The sequence below is a fragment of the Pseudomonas sp. NFACC13-1 genome (genome assembly GCF_900104425.1).
Taxonomy (GTDB): domain Bacteria; phylum Pseudomonadota; class Gammaproteobacteria; order Pseudomonadales; family Pseudomonadaceae; genus Aquipseudomonas; species Aquipseudomonas fluorescens_AA.
The window spans coordinates 19894-40333 of the sequence record NZ_FMXV01000039.1; the positions used below are offsets into that span (position 1 = coordinate 19894).

At 60.8% G+C, this 20440-nt stretch carries 14 protein-coding genes and 1 pseudogene; 10 read left to right on the top strand and 5 right to left on the bottom strand.

Going from position 1 to position 20440, the window contains the following annotated elements; all coding sequences use genetic code 11:
- Positions 1-38: 38 nt before the first annotated feature.
- The 4 genes from BLQ55_RS29185 to BLQ55_RS29200 all read right to left on the bottom strand — a co-directional run bounded on the left by BLQ55_RS29185 (position 39) and on the right by BLQ55_RS29200 (position 4424).
- The gene (locus tag BLQ55_RS29185) at positions 39-323 is read right to left on the bottom strand and encodes a YceK/YidQ family lipoprotein (RefSeq protein ID WP_072411944.1); all 285 of its coding nucleotides are present in this window, start codon (positions 321-323) and stop codon (positions 39-41) included.
- Positions 316-948 (bottom strand): flavin prenyltransferase UbiX, encoded by a 633-nt coding sequence (ubiX, locus tag BLQ55_RS29190; RefSeq protein WP_092205237.1) that lies wholly within the window; start codon positions 946-948, stop codon positions 316-318. Before ubiX ends, BLQ55_RS29185 begins: the two co-directional genes overlap by 8 nt.
- Positions 945-2294, bottom strand: a complete 1350-nt coding sequence (gene mpl / locus BLQ55_RS29195; RefSeq protein ID WP_092258917.1) for a UDP-N-acetylmuramate:L-alanyl-gamma-D-glutamyl-meso-diaminopimelate ligase — start codon at positions 2292-2294, stop codon at positions 945-947. Before mpl ends, ubiX begins: the two co-directional genes overlap by 4 nt.
- A gap of 222 nt (positions 2295-2516) precedes the next feature.
- Entirely contained in the window at positions 2517-4424 is a 1908-nt protein-coding gene (locus BLQ55_RS29200; RefSeq protein ID WP_092205238.1) for a sigma-54-dependent Fis family transcriptional regulator, read from the bottom strand.
- Between the two features lie 412 nt (positions 4425-4836).
- On the opposite strand from BLQ55_RS29200, the gene BLQ55_RS29205 reads away from it, so the two are divergent.
- From BLQ55_RS29205 to BLQ55_RS29250, 10 genes and pseudogenes are all read left to right on the top strand, one after another.
- Positions 4837-6357, top strand: coding sequence for an acetaldehyde dehydrogenase ExaC (locus tag BLQ55_RS29205; protein WP_063324215.1), 1521 nt, complete (start codon positions 4837-4839; stop codon positions 6355-6357).
- 259 nt (positions 6358-6616) lie between these two features.
- Positions 6617-7987, top strand: coding sequence for an ethanolamine permease (gene eat, locus BLQ55_RS29210; protein ID WP_092258920.1), 1371 nt, complete (start codon positions 6617-6619; stop codon positions 7985-7987).
- A 203-nt stretch (positions 7988-8190) separates the two neighbouring features.
- Positions 8191-9585 carry an ethanolamine ammonia-lyase subunit EutB gene (locus BLQ55_RS29215; RefSeq protein ID WP_092258923.1) on the top strand — a complete coding sequence of 465 codons (1395 nt, stop codon included), beginning with the start codon at positions 8191-8193 and terminating at the stop codon, positions 9583-9585.
- Positions 9586-9596: 11 nt separating this feature from the next.
- Positions 9597-10421, top strand: a complete 825-nt coding sequence (gene eutC / locus BLQ55_RS29220) for an ethanolamine ammonia-lyase subunit EutC (RefSeq protein WP_092205241.1) — start codon at positions 9597-9599, stop codon at positions 10419-10421.
- Positions 10422-10529: 108 nt separating this feature from the next.
- On the top strand, positions 10530-10991 hold the full coding sequence (locus BLQ55_RS29225) for a GNAT family N-acetyltransferase (protein ID WP_092258926.1): 462 nt from the start codon (positions 10530-10532) through the stop codon (positions 10989-10991).
- Positions 10992-11582: 591 nt separating this feature from the next.
- Complete coding sequence (locus BLQ55_RS29230) at positions 11583-12239, top strand: DedA family protein (protein WP_092205243.1); 657 nt, start codon at positions 11583-11585, stop codon at positions 12237-12239.
- Between the two features lie 5 nt (positions 12240-12244).
- Positions 12245-13057 (top strand): M90 family metallopeptidase, encoded by an 813-nt coding sequence (locus BLQ55_RS29235; protein ID WP_092258929.1) that lies wholly within the window; start codon positions 12245-12247, stop codon positions 13055-13057.
- A gap of 112 nt (positions 13058-13169) precedes the next feature.
- Positions 13170-13697, top strand: a complete 528-nt coding sequence (ppa, locus tag BLQ55_RS29240) for an inorganic diphosphatase (protein ID WP_053151827.1) — start codon at positions 13170-13172, stop codon at positions 13695-13697.
- 194 nt (positions 13698-13891) lie between these two features.
- Entirely contained in the window at positions 13892-14623 is a 732-nt protein-coding gene (locus BLQ55_RS29245; protein WP_092205245.1) for a LexA family transcriptional regulator, read from the top strand.
- Positions 14624-15012: 389 nt separating this feature from the next.
- Positions 15013-15275, top strand: a pseudogene (locus BLQ55_RS29250) (transposase domain-containing protein); the annotation flags it as partial.
- Between the two features lie 186 nt (positions 15276-15461).
- Here the strand turns inward: BLQ55_RS29250 and BLQ55_RS29255 are convergent.
- A complete protein-coding gene (locus tag BLQ55_RS29255) occupies positions 15462-20345 on the bottom strand; it encodes a DEAD/DEAH box helicase (protein WP_092258932.1) in 4884 nt (1627 codons plus the stop codon).
- Positions 20346-20440 lie beyond the last annotated feature (95 nt).

The window sequence follows — 20440 nt, forward strand, 5'->3', positions numbered from 1 at the left end:
CCACCGCCCCAAAAGCCAAGCCCCCATTCCGGTGTTTGCTACATCCCCCCAGTCGCCCGGAACCCCACGCCGATTGCGGTGAACAACGATAACGGCAACAGCAAGGTATCCAGCAGCGCACTGCCCGGCAGATCGACGCCAGGATAGCTCGGCGCCTCGGCCCCGAAGCGGTCCTTGGCGCAGCAGCCGCCGTTAAGCGCGTAAAGATCCAGGCGCGTGCCCGCGTACACCACCGGCGCACCGGGCTTGGCCGCGTCGAGGGTGCGGGCGGTGGCGCAGCCGGTCAGTTGCAGCGCCAGCAGCACGATCAGCAGCTTATTCATCGCTGCTCAAATGATGCTCGCCCCAGCGCGGCAACATGTCCTGAGGGATGTTCAACAGGTTGAGAATCCGCGCGACGACGAAATCGATCAGGTCGTCGATGGTCTGTGGTTGGTGATAGAAACCCGGCGAGGCCGGCAGGATGGTCACGCCCATGTTCGACAGCTTGAGCATGTGCTCCAGGTGAATGCTCGAATACGGCGCTTCCCGCGGCACCAGGATCAACGAGCGGCGCTCCTTGAGCGTGACGTCAGCCGCCCGTTCGATCAGGTTGTTGCAGGCCCCGGTGGCAATCGCCGACAGCGTCCCGGTGGAGCATGGCACCACCACCATGGCCGCCGGCGCGCCGGAGCCCGAGGCCACCGGCGACATCCAGTCTTCCTTGCCATAAACCCGGATCTGCCCCGCCGCCGCACCGGTGTATTCGGTGAGGAAGGCCTGCATCATCTGGGTCTTGGCCGGCAGGGTCACGTCGGTCTCGGTGGCCATCACCAGTTGCGCGGCCTTGGAGATCAGGAAGTGCACCTCGCGGTCTTCGCGCACCAGGCAATCGAGCAGGCGCAAGCCGTACTGGGCGCCGGAAGCGCCGGTCATCGCCAGGGTAATGCGTTCCGGACTGTTGTTCATCGCAGCGCCTCGGCCAGTTTGCCGTGCAGGCCGCCGAAGCCGCCGTTGCTCATGATCACCACGTGGGTACCGGGCTGGGCCTGGCTCTTCACGCGTTCGATGATGCCTTCCAGGGAATCGCTGACAATCGACGGCACCGTGCACAGCGCGGCGGTGGCGCCGAGGTCCCAGCCCAGGTTGGCCGGTGCGTACCAGATCACCTGGTCGGCATCGACCACGCTTTCCGGCAGGCCATCGCGGTGAGCGCCGAGCTTCATGGAGTTGGAGCGCGGCTCGATGATCGCGATCAGCGGCGCCTCGCCGATGCGCTTGCGCAAACCGTCGAGGGTGGTGGCGATGGCGGTCGGGTGGTGGGCGAAGTCGTCGTAAATGGTGATGCCGTTGACCTCGGCGACTTTCTCCATGCGCCGCTTCACGCTCTTGAACGCGCTCAACGCGGCGATGCCCATGGACGGCACCACGCCGACATGCCGGGCCGCCGCCAACGTCGCCAGGGCGTTGGCGACGTTGTGCTGGCCGGTCATGTCCCACTCGACCACGCCTTGGGACTGGCCTTCGAACATGACTTCAAATTGCGAACCGTCATCCTTGAGCAACTTCACCTGCCATTGGCCGCCCGCACCGGTGGTTTGCACCGGGGTCCAGCAGCCCATTTCAATGACGCGCTGCAAGGCCGGTTCGGTGGTCGGATGGATCACCAGGCCTTCGCTCGGAATGATGCGCACCAAATGGTGGAACTGCCGCTCGATGGCCGCCAGGTCGGAGAAGATGTCCGCGTGATCGAACTCAAGGTTGTTGAGGATCGCCGTGCGTGGACGGTAGTGGACGAATTTCGAGCGTTTATCGAAAAACGCGCTGTCGTATTCATCCGCCTCGATCACGAAGAACGGCGTGCCCCCCAGGCGCGCCGACACCGAGAAATTCTGCGGCACGCCACCGATCAGGAAACCCGGGCTCATGCCGGCGTGTTCCAGGACCCAGGCGAGCATGCTACTGGTGGTGGTCTTGCCGTGGGTGCCGGCCACGGCCAGGACCCAACGGCCCTGCAACACGTGATCGGCCAGCCACTGCGGCCCGGACACGTAGGGCAGGCCTTTGTTGAGCACGTACTCCACCGCCGGGTTACCCCGGGACATGGCGTTGCCGATGACCACCAGGTCCGGCGCCGGGTCCAGTTGCGCCGGGTCGTAGCCTTGGGTCAGTTCGATGCCCTGGGCTTCCAGCTGGGTGCTCATCGGCGGATAGACGTTGGCGTCGGAACCGGTCACGTGATGGCCCAGCTCCTTGGCCAGGACCGCCATCGAACCCATGAAAGTGCCGCAAATACCGAGAATATGGATGTGCATAGTCGACCTCGTAAAACATGGCCGCAGGTTAGCGTAGGGAGGGGGAAATCGCACCTTGTGTTTCGAACGCCAGCCATCAGGACACCGCAAATACCCTGTGGGAGCGAGCTTGCTCGCGATAGCGGTCTTACCGCCAACACCGGTGTTGAATGACACTCCGCCATCGCGAGCAAGCTCGCTCCCACAGTTGACCGCATTCCTTCAGGGTGGATGTGCTGCGGCTCAGCGGGCGATAGCGTGTTTACGCAACTTTCGGTAAAGGGTATTGCGGCTGATCCCCAGTTGTTCCGCCGTGTGGGTCATGTGCCAGCGCTGGCGCTCCAGTGCATCGAGCAACGCCAGGCGCTCGGCGTCTTCCAGTGGCCGTTCTGCCACCGTTTCAACCACGGCAACCGGGCGCTGGCGGATCATCGCGGGCAAGTCCTCCAGCCCAATCCGCCCACCATCGCACAGCGCGGCGAGGGTGCGCAGCACATTGCGCAGTTGCCGCACGTTGCCCGGCCAGTCGAACCCCAGCAACGCCCGGCGCGCCGGCTCTTCGATGAGCACCGTCTCGGTCCCGCTCTCCTCAGCCAACAGGAAGTCCAGCAACTGCGACTTGTCACTGCGCTCGCGCAAAGGCGGGAGGGGGATTTCCAGGCCATTGAGGCGGTAATACAAATCCTCGCGAAAACTGCCATCCCGCACCCGGTCGAGCAACTGCCGGTGGGTGGCGCTGATGATGCGCACGTTCACCGCCTCGGGCTCGCCGCCGATGGGCACCACCTGGCGATCTTCCAGCACCCGCAGCAAACGAGTCTGCAAGGCCAGGGGCATGTCGCCGATTTCATCGAGGAACAGCGTGCCGCCGTCGGCCTGTTGCAGCTTGCCGCGCATGCCTTCCTTGCGCGCGCCGGTGAAGCTGCCACCGCGATAACCGAACAGCTCGCTCTCGATCAGGCTTTCGGGGATGGCCGCGCAGTTGAGGGCGACGAAGTGCTTGCCGGCGCGCTGGCTGGCGTGGTGCACGGCCTTGGCGAACGCCTCCTTGCCGGAGCCGGTTTCGCCATGGATCAGCAACGGCACATCGCGTTCGAACACCCGCAGTGCCTTGCGAAAATGCTCCTGCAACGCCGCATCCCCCAGGCAGATACCTGGCAGCCGTGCGGGTTCGACGGCCTTGAGCAGCGCCGGCGCGACCGGCACCGGCACACTGCGCGGCTGCCCACGCAACACCGCGAACAAATGCCGGCCATCACGGGTGCGCAACGGCCAACTGGCGCTGGCCTGGGGGCTGGCGCGGCCCAGCAGCTCGTCCAGTGAACAGTCGAAAAAGTCTTCCACCCGCTGGCCCAGCAAGCTGCCGCGAATATGCCCCAACAGGTTGAGCGCGCTCTGGTTGACCGCGCAGATCCGCCCTTCGCCGTCGAACGCCAGCAAGCCCTCGCTGAACAGCCCCACGGATTCGGCCTGCAAATGAAAGCGCAGCAGCCATTGATTGTCGAAGCAACGGAGGAAATAGCAGCTCTCGATCATCTTCGCCGAGAGGTTGACCAGGGCCATGGTGTGGAACTGGCTCTGGCGCGACACGTCCGGCCGCGCCGAGGAGACGTCGAGCACCGCCAGCAGCTCGCCCTGGGGGTCGAACACCGGGCTGGCCGAGCAGGTCAGGCCGGTGTGGCGGCCGCGAAAGTGTTCTTCCTGGTGGATGGTCAGGGCCTGGCGTTCCACCAGGCAGGTGCCGATGCCGTTGGTGCCTTCGCAGGCTTCGCTCCAGTCGGCGCCGAGCCAGAGGCCGGCCCGTTCGAAAATCTTCCGTTCGCTGGGGGCGGTGACGCAGTTGAGGATCACGCCCCGGGCGTCGGTCAGCAACACCGCGTGGCCGGCGCCGGAAAGTTGCTGGTGCAGGCTGGTCATTTCATTGCCGGCGATGTGCAGCACCTGTTGCAAGCGCTCGCGGCTTTCCAGCACCCGGCCATGCTCGAGCACCGTCGGCGCCAGGTTCTGGGCCGGATCGAGGTGATAGTCCTCGAGGCAGCGCAGCCAGGAACGGGCAATCGACGGATCGCTGCCAGGGCCCTGCAAATGGGCCTTGCCCTGGGTGACCGTCAAGACTTGCTGGGCATGGCGACTCAAATGGTTGCTGTGCATTTCTTATTATTCTCCCCGAAGGTTGCGGCCTTACTGTAGGAGCTGCCGAAGGCTGCGATCTTTTGATCTTTCACTTGAGATTCAATGGGCAGGGGAAAAATCGCAGCCTCGTTTCACTCGACAGCTCCTACCCGGCCTGCCTCCCATCAAGGCTCAGCATCCTCCAGCCCAACCGCCTTTGCAATGCTGGCGCGACCTGCCAGTCACAGACTGTCTCGCATCTGGCACAAACTGTCACACCCGCTGTATCGCAAGCGTCACACACCCCCTCCGTTTGTCCGAGCAACTCCTCCTAAAGTCTTGATTTCCGGGCCCTGCAAGGCAATGGCCCGACCTTTGCTCTAGGCTTTATTACCAGCGCTCGATTTTGCGCGGCCTCCCGTATAAGCACAAAAGCCAAGGAGAACTCATCATGCGTTACGCTCACCCCGGTACTGAAGGCGCTATCGTTTCGTTCAAGAGCAAATACGGTAACTACATCGGCGGCGAGTTCGTCGCGCCGGTCAAAGGTCAGTACTTCACCAATACGTCCCCGGTCAATGGCCAGCCCATTGCCGAATTCCCGCGCTCCACGGCCGAAGACATCGAAAAAGCCCTGGACGCCGCCCACGCCGCCGCCGATGCCTGGGGCGCCACCTCGGCCCAGGCCCGTTCGCTGATCCTGCTGAAAATCGCCGACCGCATCGAGGCCAACCTCGAAACACTGGCGATCACCGAATCCTGGGACAACGGCAAGGCCGTGCGCGAAACCCTCAACGCCGACATCCCCCTGGCCGCCGACCACTTCCGCTACTTCGCCGGTTGCCTGCGGGCCCAGGAAGGCGCGGCCGCCGAGATCGACGGCAACACCGTGGCCTATCACATCCATGAACCCCTGGGCGTGGTCGGGCAGATCATCCCGTGGAACTTCCCGCTGCTGATGGCCGCCTGGAAACTCGCCCCGGCCCTGGCCGCCGGTAACTGCGTGGTGCTCAAGCCGGCCGAGCAAACCCCGCTGGGCATCTGCGTGCTCATGGAGCTGATTGGCGACCTGCTGCCGCCCGGCGTGCTGAACGTGGTGCAAGGCTTCGGCAAGGAAGCCGGCGAAGCCCTCGCCACCAGCAAGCGCATCGCCAAGATCGCCTTCACCGGGTCCACGCCGGTGGGCTCGCACATCATGAAATGCGCGGCCGAAAACATCATCCCGTCCACCGTGGAGCTGGGCGGCAAGTCGCCGAACATCTTCTTCGAAGACATCATGCAGGCTGAACCAAGCTTCATCGAAAAAGCCGCTGAAGGGCTGGTGCTGGCGTTCTTCAACCAGGGCGAAGTCTGCACCTGCCCATCCCGCGCCCTGGTGCAGGAGTCGATCTACGACGAATTCATGCAAGTGGTGATGAAGAAAGTCCTGCAGATCAAACGCGGCGACCCGCTGGACACCGACACCATGGTCGGCGCCCAGGCGTCCGAGCAGCAATTCGACAAGATTCTTTCGTACCTGGAAATCGCCAAGGGCGAAGGCGCCGAACTGCTGACCGGGGGCAAAGTGGAAAAACTCGAGGGCAACCTGGCGACCGGGTATTACATCCAGCCGACCCTGCTCAAGGGCACCAACAAGATGCGCGTGTTCCAGGAAGAAATCTTCGGCCCAGTGGTGAGCATCACCACCTTCAAGGACGAAGCCGAAGCCCTGGCGATCGCCAACGACACCGAGTTCGGCCTCGGCGCCGGCCTGTGGACCCGCGACATCAACCGCGCCTACCGCATGGGCCGGGCGATCAAGGCCGGTCGCGTGTGGACCAACTGCTACCACCTGTACCCGGCCCATGCCGCGTTCGGTGGCTACAAGAAGTCCGGCGTGGGGCGTGAAACCCACAAGATGATGCTCGACCACTATCAGCAGACCAAGAACCTGCTGGTGAGCTACGACATCAATCCGTTGGGGTTCTTCTAAGTCACTTGGGCAAGGCAGGGCCTCCTGCTTTGCCCTTTTGATAGCTATCGCGAGCAGGCTCGCTCCCACAGGGACTGTGGGTGACCCTCTTTCTGTGGGTAGGCCCGAATCCCCTGTGGGAGCGAGCCTGCTCGCGATGGCGCCCTCACTGACAACATCAATTTACCGCCCCACCGCTCTGGCACGAGCCTTGCGTGCCCGCTCCACAGCAAACCCGAAAGTCCAACAGATCAAACAATAAAAAAGACAGAGAGGACTTATGACTTCTACCACCCAACTCAAACCCACACTCGGCACCCTGCATTTATGGGGCATCGCCGTCGGCCTGGTGATTTCCGGCGAGTACTTCGGCTGGAGCTACGGCTGGGGCACCGCCGGGACCCTGGGCTTTCTCGTCACCGCCCTCATGGTGGCGCTGATGTACACCTGCTTCATCTTCAGTTTCACCGAACTGACTACCGCCATTCCTCACGCCGGCGGGCCTTTTGCCTACAGCCGACGAGCCTTCGGCGAGAAAGGCGGGTTGATCGCCGGGATCGCCACCCTGATCGAGTTCGTCTTTGCGCCCCCGGCCATCGCCATGGCGATTGGCGCCTACCTCAACGTGCAATTCCCCGAGCTGGACCCCAAGCTGGCGGCGGTCGGCGCGTACATCGTGTTCATGACCCTGAACATCCTCGGCGTCAGCATCGCCGCCGCCTTCGAGCTGGTGGTCACCGTGCTGGCGGTCGCCGAATTGCTGGTGTTCATGGGCGTGGTCGCGCCGGGCTTCAGCTTCAGTAATTTCGTGCTCAACGGCTGGGCAGGCGCCAATGAGTTCAGCCTCGCCTCGATCCCGGGCATTTTCGCGGCGATCCCCTTCGCCATCTGGTTCTTCCTCGCCATCGAAGGCGCGGCCATGGCCGCCGAAGAAGCCAAGGACCCGAAACGCACGATTCCCCGCGCCTATGTCAGCGGCATCCTGACCCTGGTGTTCCTGGCCATCGGTGTGATGATCATGGCCGGCGGCGTGGGTGACTGGCGCACCCTGTCGAATATCAACGACCCGCTGCCCCAGGCCATGAAGGCGGTGGTCGGCAACAATTCAACGTGGATGCACATGCTGGTGTGGATCGGCCTGTTCGGCCTGGTGGCGAGTTTCCACGGGATCATCCTCGGCTACTCGCGACAGTTCTTCGCCCTGGCCCGGGCCGGCTACCTGCCCCGTGGCCTGGCGAAATTGTCGCGTTTCCAGACCCCGCACCGGGCGATCCTGGCCGGCGGCGTGATCGGCATCGCGGCGATCTACAGCGATGGCCTGGTCAACCTGCAAGGCATGACGCTGACGGCGGCGATGATCACCATGTCGGTGTTCGGCGCCATCGTGATGTACATCATCAGCATGCTCAGCCTGTTCAGGCTGCGTAAGACCGAACCGAACCTGGAACGCACCTTCCGCGCCCCGGGCTACCCGATCGTGCCGGGCATTGCGCTGTTCCTGGCGGTGGTGTGCCTGGTGGCGATGGCCTGGTTCAACATGGTGATTGGCTTGGTGTTCCTCGGCTTCATGATTGTCGGCTACCTGTATTTCCAACTGACCGCCAAGCAACGCTCCGATGCACCGGCGGACGCTATGCTCACAGGTATCTGAACGCTGCACCGGCGCCGGGCCGAGGGCCTGGCGCCTGCCATTTAAAAGTGCATGCCGCCCCCCTGTGGGAGCGAGCTTGCTCGCGATAGCGGTCTTACATCCGGCACGTGTGTTGAATGACACACCGCTATCGCGAGCAAGCTCGCTCCCACAGGGTTATGGGGTGTGTTTAGGTTATTTAGAGAATCAGGAGGACACCGCCCATGGCCGCATTCGCCCATTCCGTCGGCGCCCAGACCTATCGTTTCGACAGCCTCAAAGAGCTGATGGCCAAGGCCAGCCCGGCACGCTCGGGGGATTTCCTGGCCGAGATCGCGGCGCTCAACGATGGCGAGCGAGTGGCTGCGCAAATGGCGCTGGCCGACCTGCCCCTCAGCCATTTCCTGCAGGAGATGCTGATTCCTTACGAGGCCGACGAAGTCACCCGGTTGATCGTCGACACCCACGACAAACAAGCCTTCGCCACCGTCAGCCACCTCACGGTCGGCGGTTTACGCGACTGGCTGCTCAGCGACGCCGCCGATGAAGACAGCCTGCGGGCACTGGCCCCCGGCCTGACGCCGGAAATGGTCGCTGCCGTGTCGAAAATCATGCGCGTGCAGGATTTGGTGCTGGTGGCGCAGAAAATCCGCGTGGTCACCAAATTCCGCGGCACCCTCGGCCTGCGCGGGCGCTTGTCCACCCGCCTGCAACCCAACCACCCCACCGACGAACCCGCCGGGATCGCCGCGAGCATCCTCGACGGCCTGCTCTTCGGCAACGGCGACGCCATGATCGGCATCAACCCGGCCACCGACAGCACGGCCTCGATCTGCGCCATGCTGGAAATGCTCGACGCCATCATCCAGCGCTACGACATCCCCACCCAGGGCTGCGTGCTGACCCACGTCACCACCTCCATCGAAGCGGCGAACCGTGGCGTGCCCCTGGACCTGGTGTTCCAGTCCATCGCCGGCACCGAAGCGGCCAACGCCAGTTTCGGCATCAGCCTGAGCATCTTGAAGGAAGGCTACGACGCCGGGCTCAGCCTGAATCGCGGCACCCTGGGCAACAACCTGATGTATTTCGAAACCGGCCAGGGCAGCGCGCTGTCGGCCAACGCCCACCACGGCGTCGATCAACAGACCTGCGAGACCCGGGCCTACGCCGTCGCACGGCATTTCAACCCGTTCCTGGTGAACACGGTTGTAGGCTTCATCGGCCCGGAATACCTGTACAACGGCAAACAGATCATCCGCGCCGGCCTCGAAGACCACTTCTGCGGCAAGCTGCTGGGCGTGCCGATGGGTTGCGACATCTGCTACACCAACCACGCCGAAGCCGACCAGGACGACATGGACACCCTGCTGACCCTGCTGGGCGTGGCCGGGATCAACTTCATCATGGGCATCCCCGGCTCCGACGACATCATGCTCAACTACCAGACCACCTCGTTCCACGACGCCCTCTACGCCCGCCAGACCCTGGGCCTGAAGCCGGCGCCGGAATTCGAAACCTGGCTGGCGAACATGGGCATCTTCACCCAGGCCGATGGCCGGGTGCGATTTGGCGACAACCTGCCACCGGCGTTCCGTCACGCCCTCGCGCATCTGGGATGAGAGAACTGCCCATGGATAAAAAACCTGTCGACCCGCAAAACCCTTGGCTGAATCTGCGCAACCTCACCCCGGCACGCATCGCCCTGGGCCGCACCGGCACCAGCCTGCCGACCCAGGCGCAACTGGACTTCCAGTACGCCCACGCCCAGGCCCGCGATGCCGTGCACCTGGCCTTCGATCACCAGGGCATTCGCGCACAGCTGACCGAGCGCGGCCGTGAAAGCCTGTTGCTCCACAGCGCCGCGGCCGACCGACACAGTTATCTACAGCGCCCGGACCTGGGCCGCCGGCTCGACGACGCCTCCGCGCACATCCTGCAGGACTACGCAGCGGCCCATCCCGGCGGCGTGGACCTGGCCATCGTCGTGGCTGACGGCCTGTCGGCACTGGCGGTGCATAGGCATACCTTGCCGTTCCTGGCGCGGCTGGAAGAACAGATCGCCGCTGAAGGCTGGTCGACCTCGCCGGTGATCCTGGTGGAACAGGGCCGCGTCGCCGTGGCCGATGAAGTGGCGCAGCGGCTCGGCGCGAAAATGTCGGTGATCCTCATCGGCGAACGCCCCGGCCTCAGCTCCCCCGACAGCCTGGGGCTGTATTTCACCTACGCGCCCAAGGTCGGCCTGACCGATGCCTATCGCAACTGCATCTCCAATGTCCGCCTCGAAGGCCTGAGCTACGGCATGGCGGCCCATCGCTTGATCTACCTGATGCGCGAGGCCTGCCGCCGGCAGCTTTCAGGAGTCAATCTGAAGGACGAAGCCCAGGTGAACACTCTAGAAGCGGAAAACGGAGCCGATATGAAAGGTAATTTCCTACTGGCGCCGCCCCGAAACTGATCCGTTTATCCGATTGCGTTTTTGATCCGCTTTCAGGCAGCATCAAAAAACACGGCAGCGCGACGTTGTTGTCAGAGTATCTGTCGACCTTTGCAGACGAGACCTACCATGCGGATTATCCAAGCGACGCTGGAACACCTGGACCTGCTGACCCCATTGTTCGTCAAGTACCGGGAATTCTACGGCTCACTGCCCTACCCGGATTCGTCCCGAACCTTCCTCGAAAAGCGCCTGCGCCGCAAGGAATCGGTGATCTACCTGGCCTTGCCCGATGACGACGACCACAAGCTGCTGGGCTTCTGCCAGCTCTACCCGAGCTTCTCGTCGCTGTCCCTCAAGCGTGTGTGGATCCTCAACGACATCTACGTCGCCGAAGACGCCCGCCGCCAACTGGTGGCCGACAACCTGATCCGCACCGCGAAAAAAATGGCCAAGGAAACCAACGCCGTGCGCATGCGCGTCTCCACCAGCAGCAACAACGAAGTGGCGCAGAAAACCTACGAATCGATCGGCTTCAAGGAAGACACCGAGTTCAAGAACTACGTGTTGCCGATCAGCGAAGGCATCTGACCCCTATGGCTGAGTCCCCCTGCCACAACACCAAACCCTCTGTGGCGAGGGGATTTATCCCCGCTGGGCTGCGCAGCAGCCCCAAAACCTGAGCACGCGGTGCATCAGACTGACCGAGTCGCCTGCCTCAGGACCGCTCCGCGCCCCAACGGGGATAAATCCCCTCACCACAAAAACCAACCCACACCCATCCCCTGACTCACCACCAAACTCTCTGTGGCGAGGGGATTCATCCCCGCTGGGCTGCGAAGCAGCCCCAAACCCTAAGCACGCGGTGCATCAGACTGACCGCGTCGCCTGCTTTAGGGCCGCTCCGCGCCCCAGCGGGAGCAAGCTCCCTCGCCACAAGAGCCTTCAACCAGCCACAAAACCATCCTGATCCCTCACCACAGAACATCTGCACACCAACATCCCTGCCCTCCAGCCCCAACACCACCGAAATCCCTGGCTACAAACTCACCCCGCTCCCTACCCTCCACCCCGTATAATGCCGCTCTTCCCGGCTTGTAAGAAAAAGCTACACACTCTGTAGCCATACTCCAAGCCCGACCCAAAGCCTGCCGAGCCAGGCCACCACCACAGGTGTCATGCATGGATTTCAATCCCCTCGACCTCATCCTGCACCTCGATGTGTACCTCGACCTGCTGGTGACCAACTACGGCACCTGGGTCTACGCCATCCTGTTCCTGGTGATCTTCTGTGAAACCGGCCTGGTGGTCATGCCGTTCCTGCCGGGTGATTCCTTGCTGTTCATCGCCGGCGCCGTAGCGGCCGGTGGCGCCATGGACCCCGTGCTGCTGGCCGGTCTGCTGATGCTCGCGGCCATCCTCGGCGACAGCACCAACTACCTCATCGGCCGCACCGCTGGCGAAAAACTGTTCAGCAACCCCAATTCGAAAATCTTCCGCCGCGACTACCTGCAGCAAACCCACGACTTCTACGACAAACACGGCGGCAAAACCGTGACCCTGGCGCGCTTCCTGCCGATCATCCGCACCTTCGCCCCCTTCGTCGCCGGCGTCGGCAAAATGAACTACCTGCGCTTCTTCGGCTTCAGCGTCCTCGGCACCGTCCTCTGGGTCGGCGGCCTGGTGACCCTCGGTTACTTCTTCGGCAACGTGCCCTTCATCAAGCAAAACCTGTCGCTGCTGGTGGTGGGCATCATCCTGGTGTCGCTGCTGCCGATGATCATCAGCCTGGTGCGCAGCAAAATGAACCAGCGCGCTTCGAAAACCCAACCACGCTGATCGCCATGTGGTCCCTGAGCAACTGGCGCCGCCGACGCACCCTCGCCAAACACCCCGTCCCCGACGAAACCTGGCAACGGGTGCGTCATCAACTGAGCTTCCTCGACGGCATCAGCGCCGCCGAGGACCAATGGCTGCGGGAAGCCTGCGTACTGTTCCTGCACGACAAACACCTCACCGCCCTGCCCGGCGTCGAACTGCACCAGGAACAACGCCTGCTGCTCGCCGCCCAGGCCCAATTGCCGTTGATGCACCTCGGCGAGCTGAACTGGTACCAGGGCTTCCACGAAATCGTCCTCTACCCCGACGACTTCCTCAGCCCCCAGCGTTACCGCGACGCCAGCGGCATCGAGCACGAATGGGACGGCGAACACAGCGGCGAAGCCTGGCCCCAAGGCCCGATCATCCTGGCCTGGGACGGCGTGATGGCCAGCGGCGGCTGGGACGGCTACAACCTGGTGATCCACGAACTGGCGCACAAACTCGACATGCTCAACGGCGACGCCAACGGCCTGCCACCCCTGCATGCCGACATGCGCGTCAGCGACTGGGCCGAAGCCATGCAACAAGCCTTCGACGACCTCGACCGCCAACTGGACCAGAACCCCGACGCCGAAACCCTCATCGACCCCTACGCCGCGGAAAACCCGGCGGAGTTCTTCGCCGTCACCAGCGAATACTTCTTCAGCGCCCCGGACCTGCTGCACCAGGCCTATCCACGGGTCTATGAGCAACTCAAGGCGTTCTACCGCCAGGATCCTTTGGCCCGGCTGCGGCAACTTCAAGCCGAAGATCCGGTCTATCAGGCGTCATACTAAGGTCTCTAAGACCCTGGTAACGTGGCAACAGCGGCCGAATATGCCTATAATCGCCGCCACTTTTTGGTCAATCCGACCAAGTCATTTGGTCAACTAACGGGGGCACCGCCCAATGAGCTACAGCAAGATTCCGGCTGGCAAAGACCTGCCGAACGACATCTACGTCGCGATCGAAATCCCGGCCAACCACGCCCCGATCAAATACGAAATCGACAAAGACAGCGACTGCCTGTTCGTTGACCGTTTCATGGCCACCCCCATGTTCTACCCGGCCAACTACGGTTACATCCCCAACACCCTGGCCGACGACGGCGACCCCCTCGACGTGCTGGTCGTGACCCCATACCCAGTGGCCCCAGGCTCGGTCATCCGCGCCCGTCCAGTCGGCATCCTGAACATGACCGACGACGGCGGCGGCGATGCCAAAGTCATCGCAGTGCCACACGACAAACTGTCGCAACTGTACGTCGACGTGAAGGAATACACCGACCTGCCGCCACTGCTGATCCAGCAGATCGAACACTTCTTCGAGAACTACAAAGACCTCGAAAAAGGCAAGTGGGTCAAGATCGAAGGCTGGGCCGGCGCAGACGCCGCCCGCGAAGCGATCACCAAGTCGGTTGCCGCCTACAAAGGCTGAAACAAACTTGAAAAGAACCCCGGTTTGCCCCGGGGTTTTTTTATGCCTTAATGGTCCCTAATACGAAGCCGTATTAACTTCGTTTAAGCACGTTTAGCCCGCGCCTTTCAAATCCCAAAAACGGAAAGATCGTCTTATATATTTGCACGACATGTTTATTGCCGAAAACACAGTCGCCCCTAAACTTTCCGTTTATGAAAAAACTTTCCAGTGGCGACCGCTTCCGCGCCCTTCTAAAAGAAGCGAACATCCGATCCGCCGACTTCGCGAAGTTATACGGCGTGAAATCCCAACACGTGAACAACTGGTTCAACCGTGGCATCCCACCAGGGCGCATCCACTCCATCGCCAGCCTGCTGACCGTCAGCCCGGAATGGCTCGCCCACGGCGAAGGCCCGCAAACCCCATTGGGCCTCGGCCCCGGCACCACCTATGAGGCGGCCGAAAACGATGGCGTCTACAGCGTGCTGGAGCCCACGGACATCGAACTGCCTTTTTATAAGGAAGTCCCCATCGCCCCCGGCGAAACCAAAACCCACATCGTCGAAATCCCCGACCAATCCATCCGCCTGCCCCGCAGCCACCTCGAAACCCTGGAAATAAACCCCAGCGACGCCATCTGCCTCACCATGGTCGGCGACAGCATGGCCGAACGCATCGAAGACGGCTCCACCCTCGCCATCGACCGCGGCCTGACCCAAATCGTCGACGGCCAAATCTACGCCCTCGAACACGACGGCATGCTGCGCATCAAATACCTGCACCGCATCCCCGGCAACCGACTGCGCCTGCGCAGCCACAACAGCGCGGCCTACCCGGACGAAGTCTTCAGCGCCGAACAGATCGAGGCGCAGAACATACGGGTGATCGGCTGGGTGTTCTGGTGGTCCACCCTCAACAAACAGAGACCGCCGGTGTGCGACTAACCCACCCAAGACCAGAAACCGTGGCAGGAACTGCAGTAGGAGCTGTGGCAGGAGCTTTTGTGGCGAGGGGATTTATCCCCGCTGGGCTGCGCAGCAGCCCCCTGCTCTTTATCTGAATCACCCCTAACCCAATGATTCCACACCACTTACCACTGGGATTCTGCCAAAAACCCGCGTATCCTCCGCCCCACATTTGCGAGCCCACGCCTCGCACCGACAAGGCAGATCACTTTCTGACCAAGTCCCACAGCCGGCCGCAAGAGCCGGATGTACGTTTTGAAGGCTGGTGAGGTTTGTCAAAAACGAACTGAGTTAGTCAACGAGAAGCCGGCCATAAGCCGGCTTTTTTATGCGTAAAGCCAAACGATTTTGGGGTTCCGATACCCACGGCGCTATCGCGTTACCTCGATGACCGGGAAGTCCCCATGGACAACAATTGGTGTGAGAACCAGAACCGGCCCTGGCGCTGGTGCGCAAGAACTGGCTCTTCGCGGGACCGCTACGCAGTGGGAAACGGGCGGCTGCGATTATGAGTTTGATCCAGTCGGCGAGGTTGAATAGGCATGATACTTATGCATACCTGAAGGATATTCTTACGCGCCTGCCAACGCAGTGGGCGAGTGAATTTGCGAAGTTGCTGCCGCATAAATGACAGCCGGTTTAGTCGCGCAAGATGGGATGTTCGGATACACACTACAAAGAGAATAGGCCGAGAGGCTACCTGTTGCCGTAGCGCCTGCTGCCTTTTTAACTGGGGACCAACAGGAGTCGCGCCTCTGTTAGTCCCCAGTTTTAAATACTTGCCTACATGCCCAAAATTTTTTATTTCCAATAGGTGTCAAGCAATATCCAAAGGCGGCAGGCTTTCCACTATCTTCTGAGTTTCAAGGCTCACGGTGACCACCCGCTTGAACAGCTCCAACGGATACTTGGGGTCGCCCATGGTTTCGGTGGCCCAGTCGTTGGCGTCGTTGACGATGCCGCTGGCCTTGTCGGTGCGCACGGCCTGGCGTTCCATCACCCAGTCCAGTGCGGCTTTGCCATTGACCACGTAGTCCCAGGCCGCTTCAGGGATGCCCTTGAGGGTGATGCGGTGGTTGTAGATGACGGTGGTTTTATCGCCCTTCCTGGCGAACTTCATCTTCTCTACGCGGTAGTCAGCCTCGCTGAGCGTGCTCTTGGCCTCGATGATGAGCGGATACGCCTCGACGGTTTCGTAGTTCAGGTGAAGGTCGGCCAGGGCGCGGCCAGCAAGGCTGAACGTCCAGAAGTCTTCGGCTTTCTTCACAGTCGGAATGCGCGGCAGCTCCTTGCTCAGGTTATCCGCATAGCGCTCGCGGTAATCAGGCGAATGAAGGATGCCGTAGACGTAGTAGAACAAATCTTCCTTGCTGATCTGCTCACCGGGATATGCCGTTAGGAAGTGACCCAAACCTCCATCGGTAATGGCGTCGCGGCGGCGCAATCCACCTTCAACCGGCTCGGAAAAAAGGTCGTCATCTGAGACTTGGTCGGCTTCGTCGTAGAGGTAGAGGGGGAAGCATTGAGTGCCTCCATCTGTTTGGAACTCAACGGGTCGATCAATTACCAGCGCAAGTTGACTTTCAACCACCGGACGCTGTTTGATAAGAATTGCGATATTTCGTGCCTCTGGTGTGGGAAATAGCCTCGGCAGTTGATAGACGTACTCATTGAAGTTTCTATTGAAGTAAAGCCACTGCTTTGTGAACGGGCGATACAGGCTTGGCACAACACACTCGGCGTCAAAGGCAAATGTGCGGCCCTTGGCAAGGTTCTGCTTCAATGCTCGTGTCCAACTGATGCGCTGCGGATTGGTGTCGATAACAGTCTCCAACAAAGCCTCGCGCTCTTTCTTGTCTAGTTCTGGATGTAATGCATTAAAACGCTCAACTTCTGCGTTGTAGAAGGCAATCATGCTACTCATGTTCGCCTTTAACTTATTATGGCTTGCGTTGTAGGCCCATGCATCACGAGCGGTCGTGACCCCCTGTGAGAAGTTTTCAAATAACTTGGGCGAATCACCCTTTTTGTCACCCATCACGATGAATTGGCCGAACCCATCATCGCGTTGCTTGAGCCAATCACCGTGCTCATCCGGGATGATCCGCTGCCATTGCTCAATGCCAGCCACGCTGGTGAAGCCCGCGATCTTCTCTAGCTTCTCTTCACGACTGAGGTAGTCGCCAATGTCGTGGAAGTAAATCTGGCCGTGGGCCTGTGCGTCGGGATTCTTGACCAACAACGAAATGGCAATAGGCGCGCGGCTGCCGCTCCCGAAAATCTTGCCGCCTTCTTTACGCGAAGTCTCGCCACTTGTGCGCTGGTTGCCGCGTAGATGGAACACATAGAGGCTAGAAAACTCATCTGCCAGGCACTTTCTTAAGCCATCGGCGGTATTGGCTTCCACAAAGCCGGCGTTGGTGACAAATCCGATGATCCCAGCATCGCCAATACGGTCGCTGGCCCAGCGGATGGCGCGGATATAGCTGTCGTATAGATTACGAAGATTGGTTGATTCAGACCGCACGGCATAGGTCGCCTCAATTTTGGCATCTAACGCTGGATATGGCACATTTGCATTGTTGGCGTTGGCATCGCCCTGGCCTACCGAATATGGCGGATTACCCACAATGACCCGTATATCTAATGCCTTCTGTCGTTTGCGTCGGGCGCTGTTGTCTTCCAAAAGCGCGTCTACCAGATCGTCCTTTTCATACATCTGGAACGTATCAGTCAGGCAGATGCCCTCGAAAGGTGTGTATTCGTCAATCACTTCGCCGTGATATGCCGCTTCGATGTTGATCGCTGCAATGTAGTAGGCCAGCAGCACTAGCTCGTTAGCATGGATCTCGTGTCTGTATTTGTGTGGCAGCTCCTCCGGCTTGATCAGACCTGACTGGATCAGGCGAGTGATAAAGGTGCCGGTGCCTGTGAACGGATCAATGATATGGACTCCTTTGCTGCCTAATGTCTGTCTGAACTCCTTTTGTAGCAGATGGTTGACGCTGTGGAGGATAAAGTCCACCACCTCGACCGGGGTGTAAACGATGCCCAGACGCTCGGTCATCTTGGGGAAAGCGTTGCGGAAGAACTTGTCGTACAGCTCAACGATGATCTTCTGCTTGCCTTGGGCATTGTCGATGCCGGCAGCGCGTTGACGAACGCTGGCGTAGAACTTTTCCAGTGTGTCGGCTTCCTTGGCCAGGTGATGCTCATGGAGCGCGTCCAGCACGCCTTGCATGGCTTTGGACATGGGGTTGTGGCTGGCGAAGCTGTACTCCTCGAACAGCGCATCGAACACCGGCTTGGTTACCAGATGCTGGGCAAGCATTTCGACGATCTCGCCATCGCTGATGCTGTCGTTGAGATCATCGCGCAGCTCAGCGGCGAAGGCCTCGAAAGTCGATCTCTCCTGGATATATTCGGGGTTCTCCAAAATGCCCTGAATACGATCGATATGGGTGCGGGCGATCTTGGCGATATCGTTGGCCCAGTCTTCCCAGTGGTGGCGGTTGCCGCACTTGGAGACGATCTTGGCGTAGATCGCCTTCTCGATTTCCCCCACCTCGTAGGCCAGCTCGGCCTGCTGGGTCATCTGACCTTCGACATCGTACTTAGCGCGTTTCTCACCAATGCCGTACTGACCTTTGCCTACCTGGCCGTTGCTGGTGCCGCTAGCTTTCCTGGCCTTTTTCTCGGCCTTGTCGGTGATGGCGATGACTTCCATCTTGCGCGGGTCAGAGCCGATCAGGTCGAGCTTGTTGACCATGGCGTCGAAGCTGTCGTCGTGCGAGCGCAGTGCCTGAAGCACCTGCCAGACCACTTTGTAGGTCTGGTTGTCATTGAGCGCTTCGTGTGGCTCCATACCGGCCGGAATGACCACGGGCAGCACCACATAGCCACGCTTCTTACCCGGTGCGTTGCGCATTACCCGGCCAACGGATTGCACCACGTCCACCTGGGAATTACGCGGGGTGAGGAAGAGAACGGCGTCCAGCGCTGGTACGTCCACACCTTCAGATAGGCAGCGTACGTTGCTCAGGATGCGGCAGGTATTGGCTGGCGGTTCTTCTTTGAGCCAGTTGAGCTTGGCTTCTTTGGCACTAGCATTCATGCCGCCATCGACGTGTGCGGCTTCGCAGATGATGCGTGAGTCCTCATCGATATTTTCGGAGTCTTGATAAGCTTCCACCACCGACTGGAACATGCTGGCGATGTTGATCGAGCTAACCTTGTGCTTGGTGCCCTTGTAGTTGGGCGAGATGACCTGGCAGAAAGCTACAGCGCGTCTCATGGGCTGATCATCACCCACCAAGTTTTCGGCCAATCCCTGCTTGGCCAGTGCCTTCCAGCAACCGACTATCTTGGCGGCGTCGTCTACCTTGAGCTGGTTGTTCTCGTCCTTCAGCATTTCCTGAAGGCGGCGGCTGATGGTGCTCTCCTCGACGGTGAGTACCAGCACCTTGTAATCGGTGAGCAGGCCCCGCTGAACGGCCTCGGAGAAGTTGATGACGAACAGCTCTTTGCCGTAGAGCGCTTCGTCATCCATCGAGCACAGGGTGACTTCACCGGACTCGGCCTTGAGCTTGGCGTTGTCACCGTAGATGCGCGGCGTGGCGGTCATGTACAGACGTTTGGTGGCGCGGATGTAGTCGGCATCGTGAACGCGCACAAAGTTGCTTTCGTCATCGTCGCCAAAGGTGGCGCCCGTGGTGCGGTGCGCTTCGTCGCAGATCACCAGATCGAAAGGGGCCAGGCCATGATCAGCCTGGGCACGGCTGATTACGTCGATGGAGTGATAGGTGGAGAACACCACGCTCATGTGCTCGGCATCATGGCGCTTGAGCATTTCCGCTGCGAGGCGATCTGCCTTAGTGGTGGCCGGGTAGCGTAGCTCGTGGGTGAACACCTGAACCGCGTCATCCTCTGCTTTGCGCTTCTTGCCAACGTCGCTGTCGGAGCAGACGGCAAAGCTGTGGAGCGGGGTTGCGCTTTCCTGCGTCCATTCGGTGAGAGTCTGCGACAGTAGCGACAGGCTGGGCACCAGGAACAGTACGCGCTTGCCCTTGCCGGCCTGCTGCTCGGCAATTTTCAGGCTGGTGAAGGTCTTGCCGGTGCCGCAGGCCATGATCAGCTTGCCGCGTTCGGCGTCCTTTAGGCCAGCGGCAACGGCATTCAGCGCGGTTTGCTGGTGCTCGCGCAGCTGCTTCTTAGCCTTGAGCGCGACGGCTTGATGGGGCTGGTATTTGGCCCAGTCTATCTGGCTGTCTTCCAGGGCTTGCAGGTCGATTTTACTGACCGGAGGCTGCTGGCCCTGCAACGCGTCCTCGGCGTGCTCGCTCCAGTTGTTGGTGGTGGCGACGATGACGCGGTGCGAGAACGGCGCTTTGCCCGAGGCGGTAAAGAAACTGTCTATGTCCTTCTTCTGGACTTTGTAATCCTCGGCGTACAGCTTGCACTGGATGGCGTGGTACTCGCCGGTGCCCTGAGTGCGAGCTACCAAGTCGATACCCGCGTCCTTGCCGCTGAGGCCCTGTTCCTTGGCCCAGTTGGCGTACGTCCAAACCTTATCGTACAGATCGCGGTAGGTGGCTTCGTTGCGCAGGTAGGCGCAGATCAGCTCTTCGAAGTAGGTGCCTTTTTCGCGTTCTGTAACGGAGGCGGAGCGGTAGGTGTGGAGCAACGCAGAGAGGGCGGACATCGGCAAAAATTCCTTTTGTACTACGTCAGGCGCATCGCGAGCGCCAAATCGGCCCAGTCTAGCAATTCAGCTGACGCTTGAGCGATCAGACAGTG

Excerpts from the sequence above, each read along its gene's own strand:
- BLQ55_RS29185 (WP_072411944.1), bottom strand. The coding sequence starts at position 323 with ATGAATAAGCTGCTGATCGTGCTGCTGGCGCTGCAACTGACCGGCTGC.
- ubiX (WP_092205237.1), bottom strand. The coding sequence starts at position 948 with ATGAACAACAGTCCGGAACGCATTACCCTGGCGATGACCGGCGCTTCC.
- mpl (WP_092258917.1), bottom strand. The coding sequence starts at position 2,294 with ATGCACATCCATATTCTCGGTATTTGCGGCACTTTCATGGGTTCGATG.
- BLQ55_RS29200 (WP_092205238.1), bottom strand. The coding sequence starts at position 4,424 with ATGCACAGCAACCATTTGAGTCGCCATGCCCAGCAAGTCTTGACGGTC.
- BLQ55_RS29205 (WP_063324215.1), top strand. The coding sequence starts at position 4,837 with ATGCGTTACGCTCACCCCGGTACTGAAGGCGCTATCGTTTCGTTCAAG.
- eat (WP_092258920.1), top strand. The coding sequence starts at position 6,617 with ATGACTTCTACCACCCAACTCAAACCCACACTCGGCACCCTGCATTTA.
- BLQ55_RS29215 (WP_092258923.1), top strand. The coding sequence starts at position 8,191 with ATGGCCGCATTCGCCCATTCCGTCGGCGCCCAGACCTATCGTTTCGAC.
- eutC (WP_092205241.1), top strand. The coding sequence starts at position 9,597 with ATGGATAAAAAACCTGTCGACCCGCAAAACCCTTGGCTGAATCTGCGC.
- BLQ55_RS29225 (WP_092258926.1), top strand. The coding sequence starts at position 10,530 with ATGCGGATTATCCAAGCGACGCTGGAACACCTGGACCTGCTGACCCCA.
- BLQ55_RS29230 (WP_092205243.1), top strand. The coding sequence starts at position 11,583 with ATGGATTTCAATCCCCTCGACCTCATCCTGCACCTCGATGTGTACCTC.
- BLQ55_RS29235 (WP_092258929.1), top strand. The coding sequence starts at position 12,245 with ATGTGGTCCCTGAGCAACTGGCGCCGCCGACGCACCCTCGCCAAACAC.
- ppa (WP_053151827.1), top strand. The coding sequence starts at position 13,170 with ATGAGCTACAGCAAGATTCCGGCTGGCAAAGACCTGCCGAACGACATC.
- BLQ55_RS29245 (WP_092205245.1), top strand. The coding sequence starts at position 13,892 with ATGAAAAAACTTTCCAGTGGCGACCGCTTCCGCGCCCTTCTAAAAGAA.
- BLQ55_RS29255 (WP_092258932.1), bottom strand. The coding sequence starts at position 20,345 with ATGTCCGCCCTCTCTGCGTTGCTCCACACCTACCGCTCCGCCTCCGTT.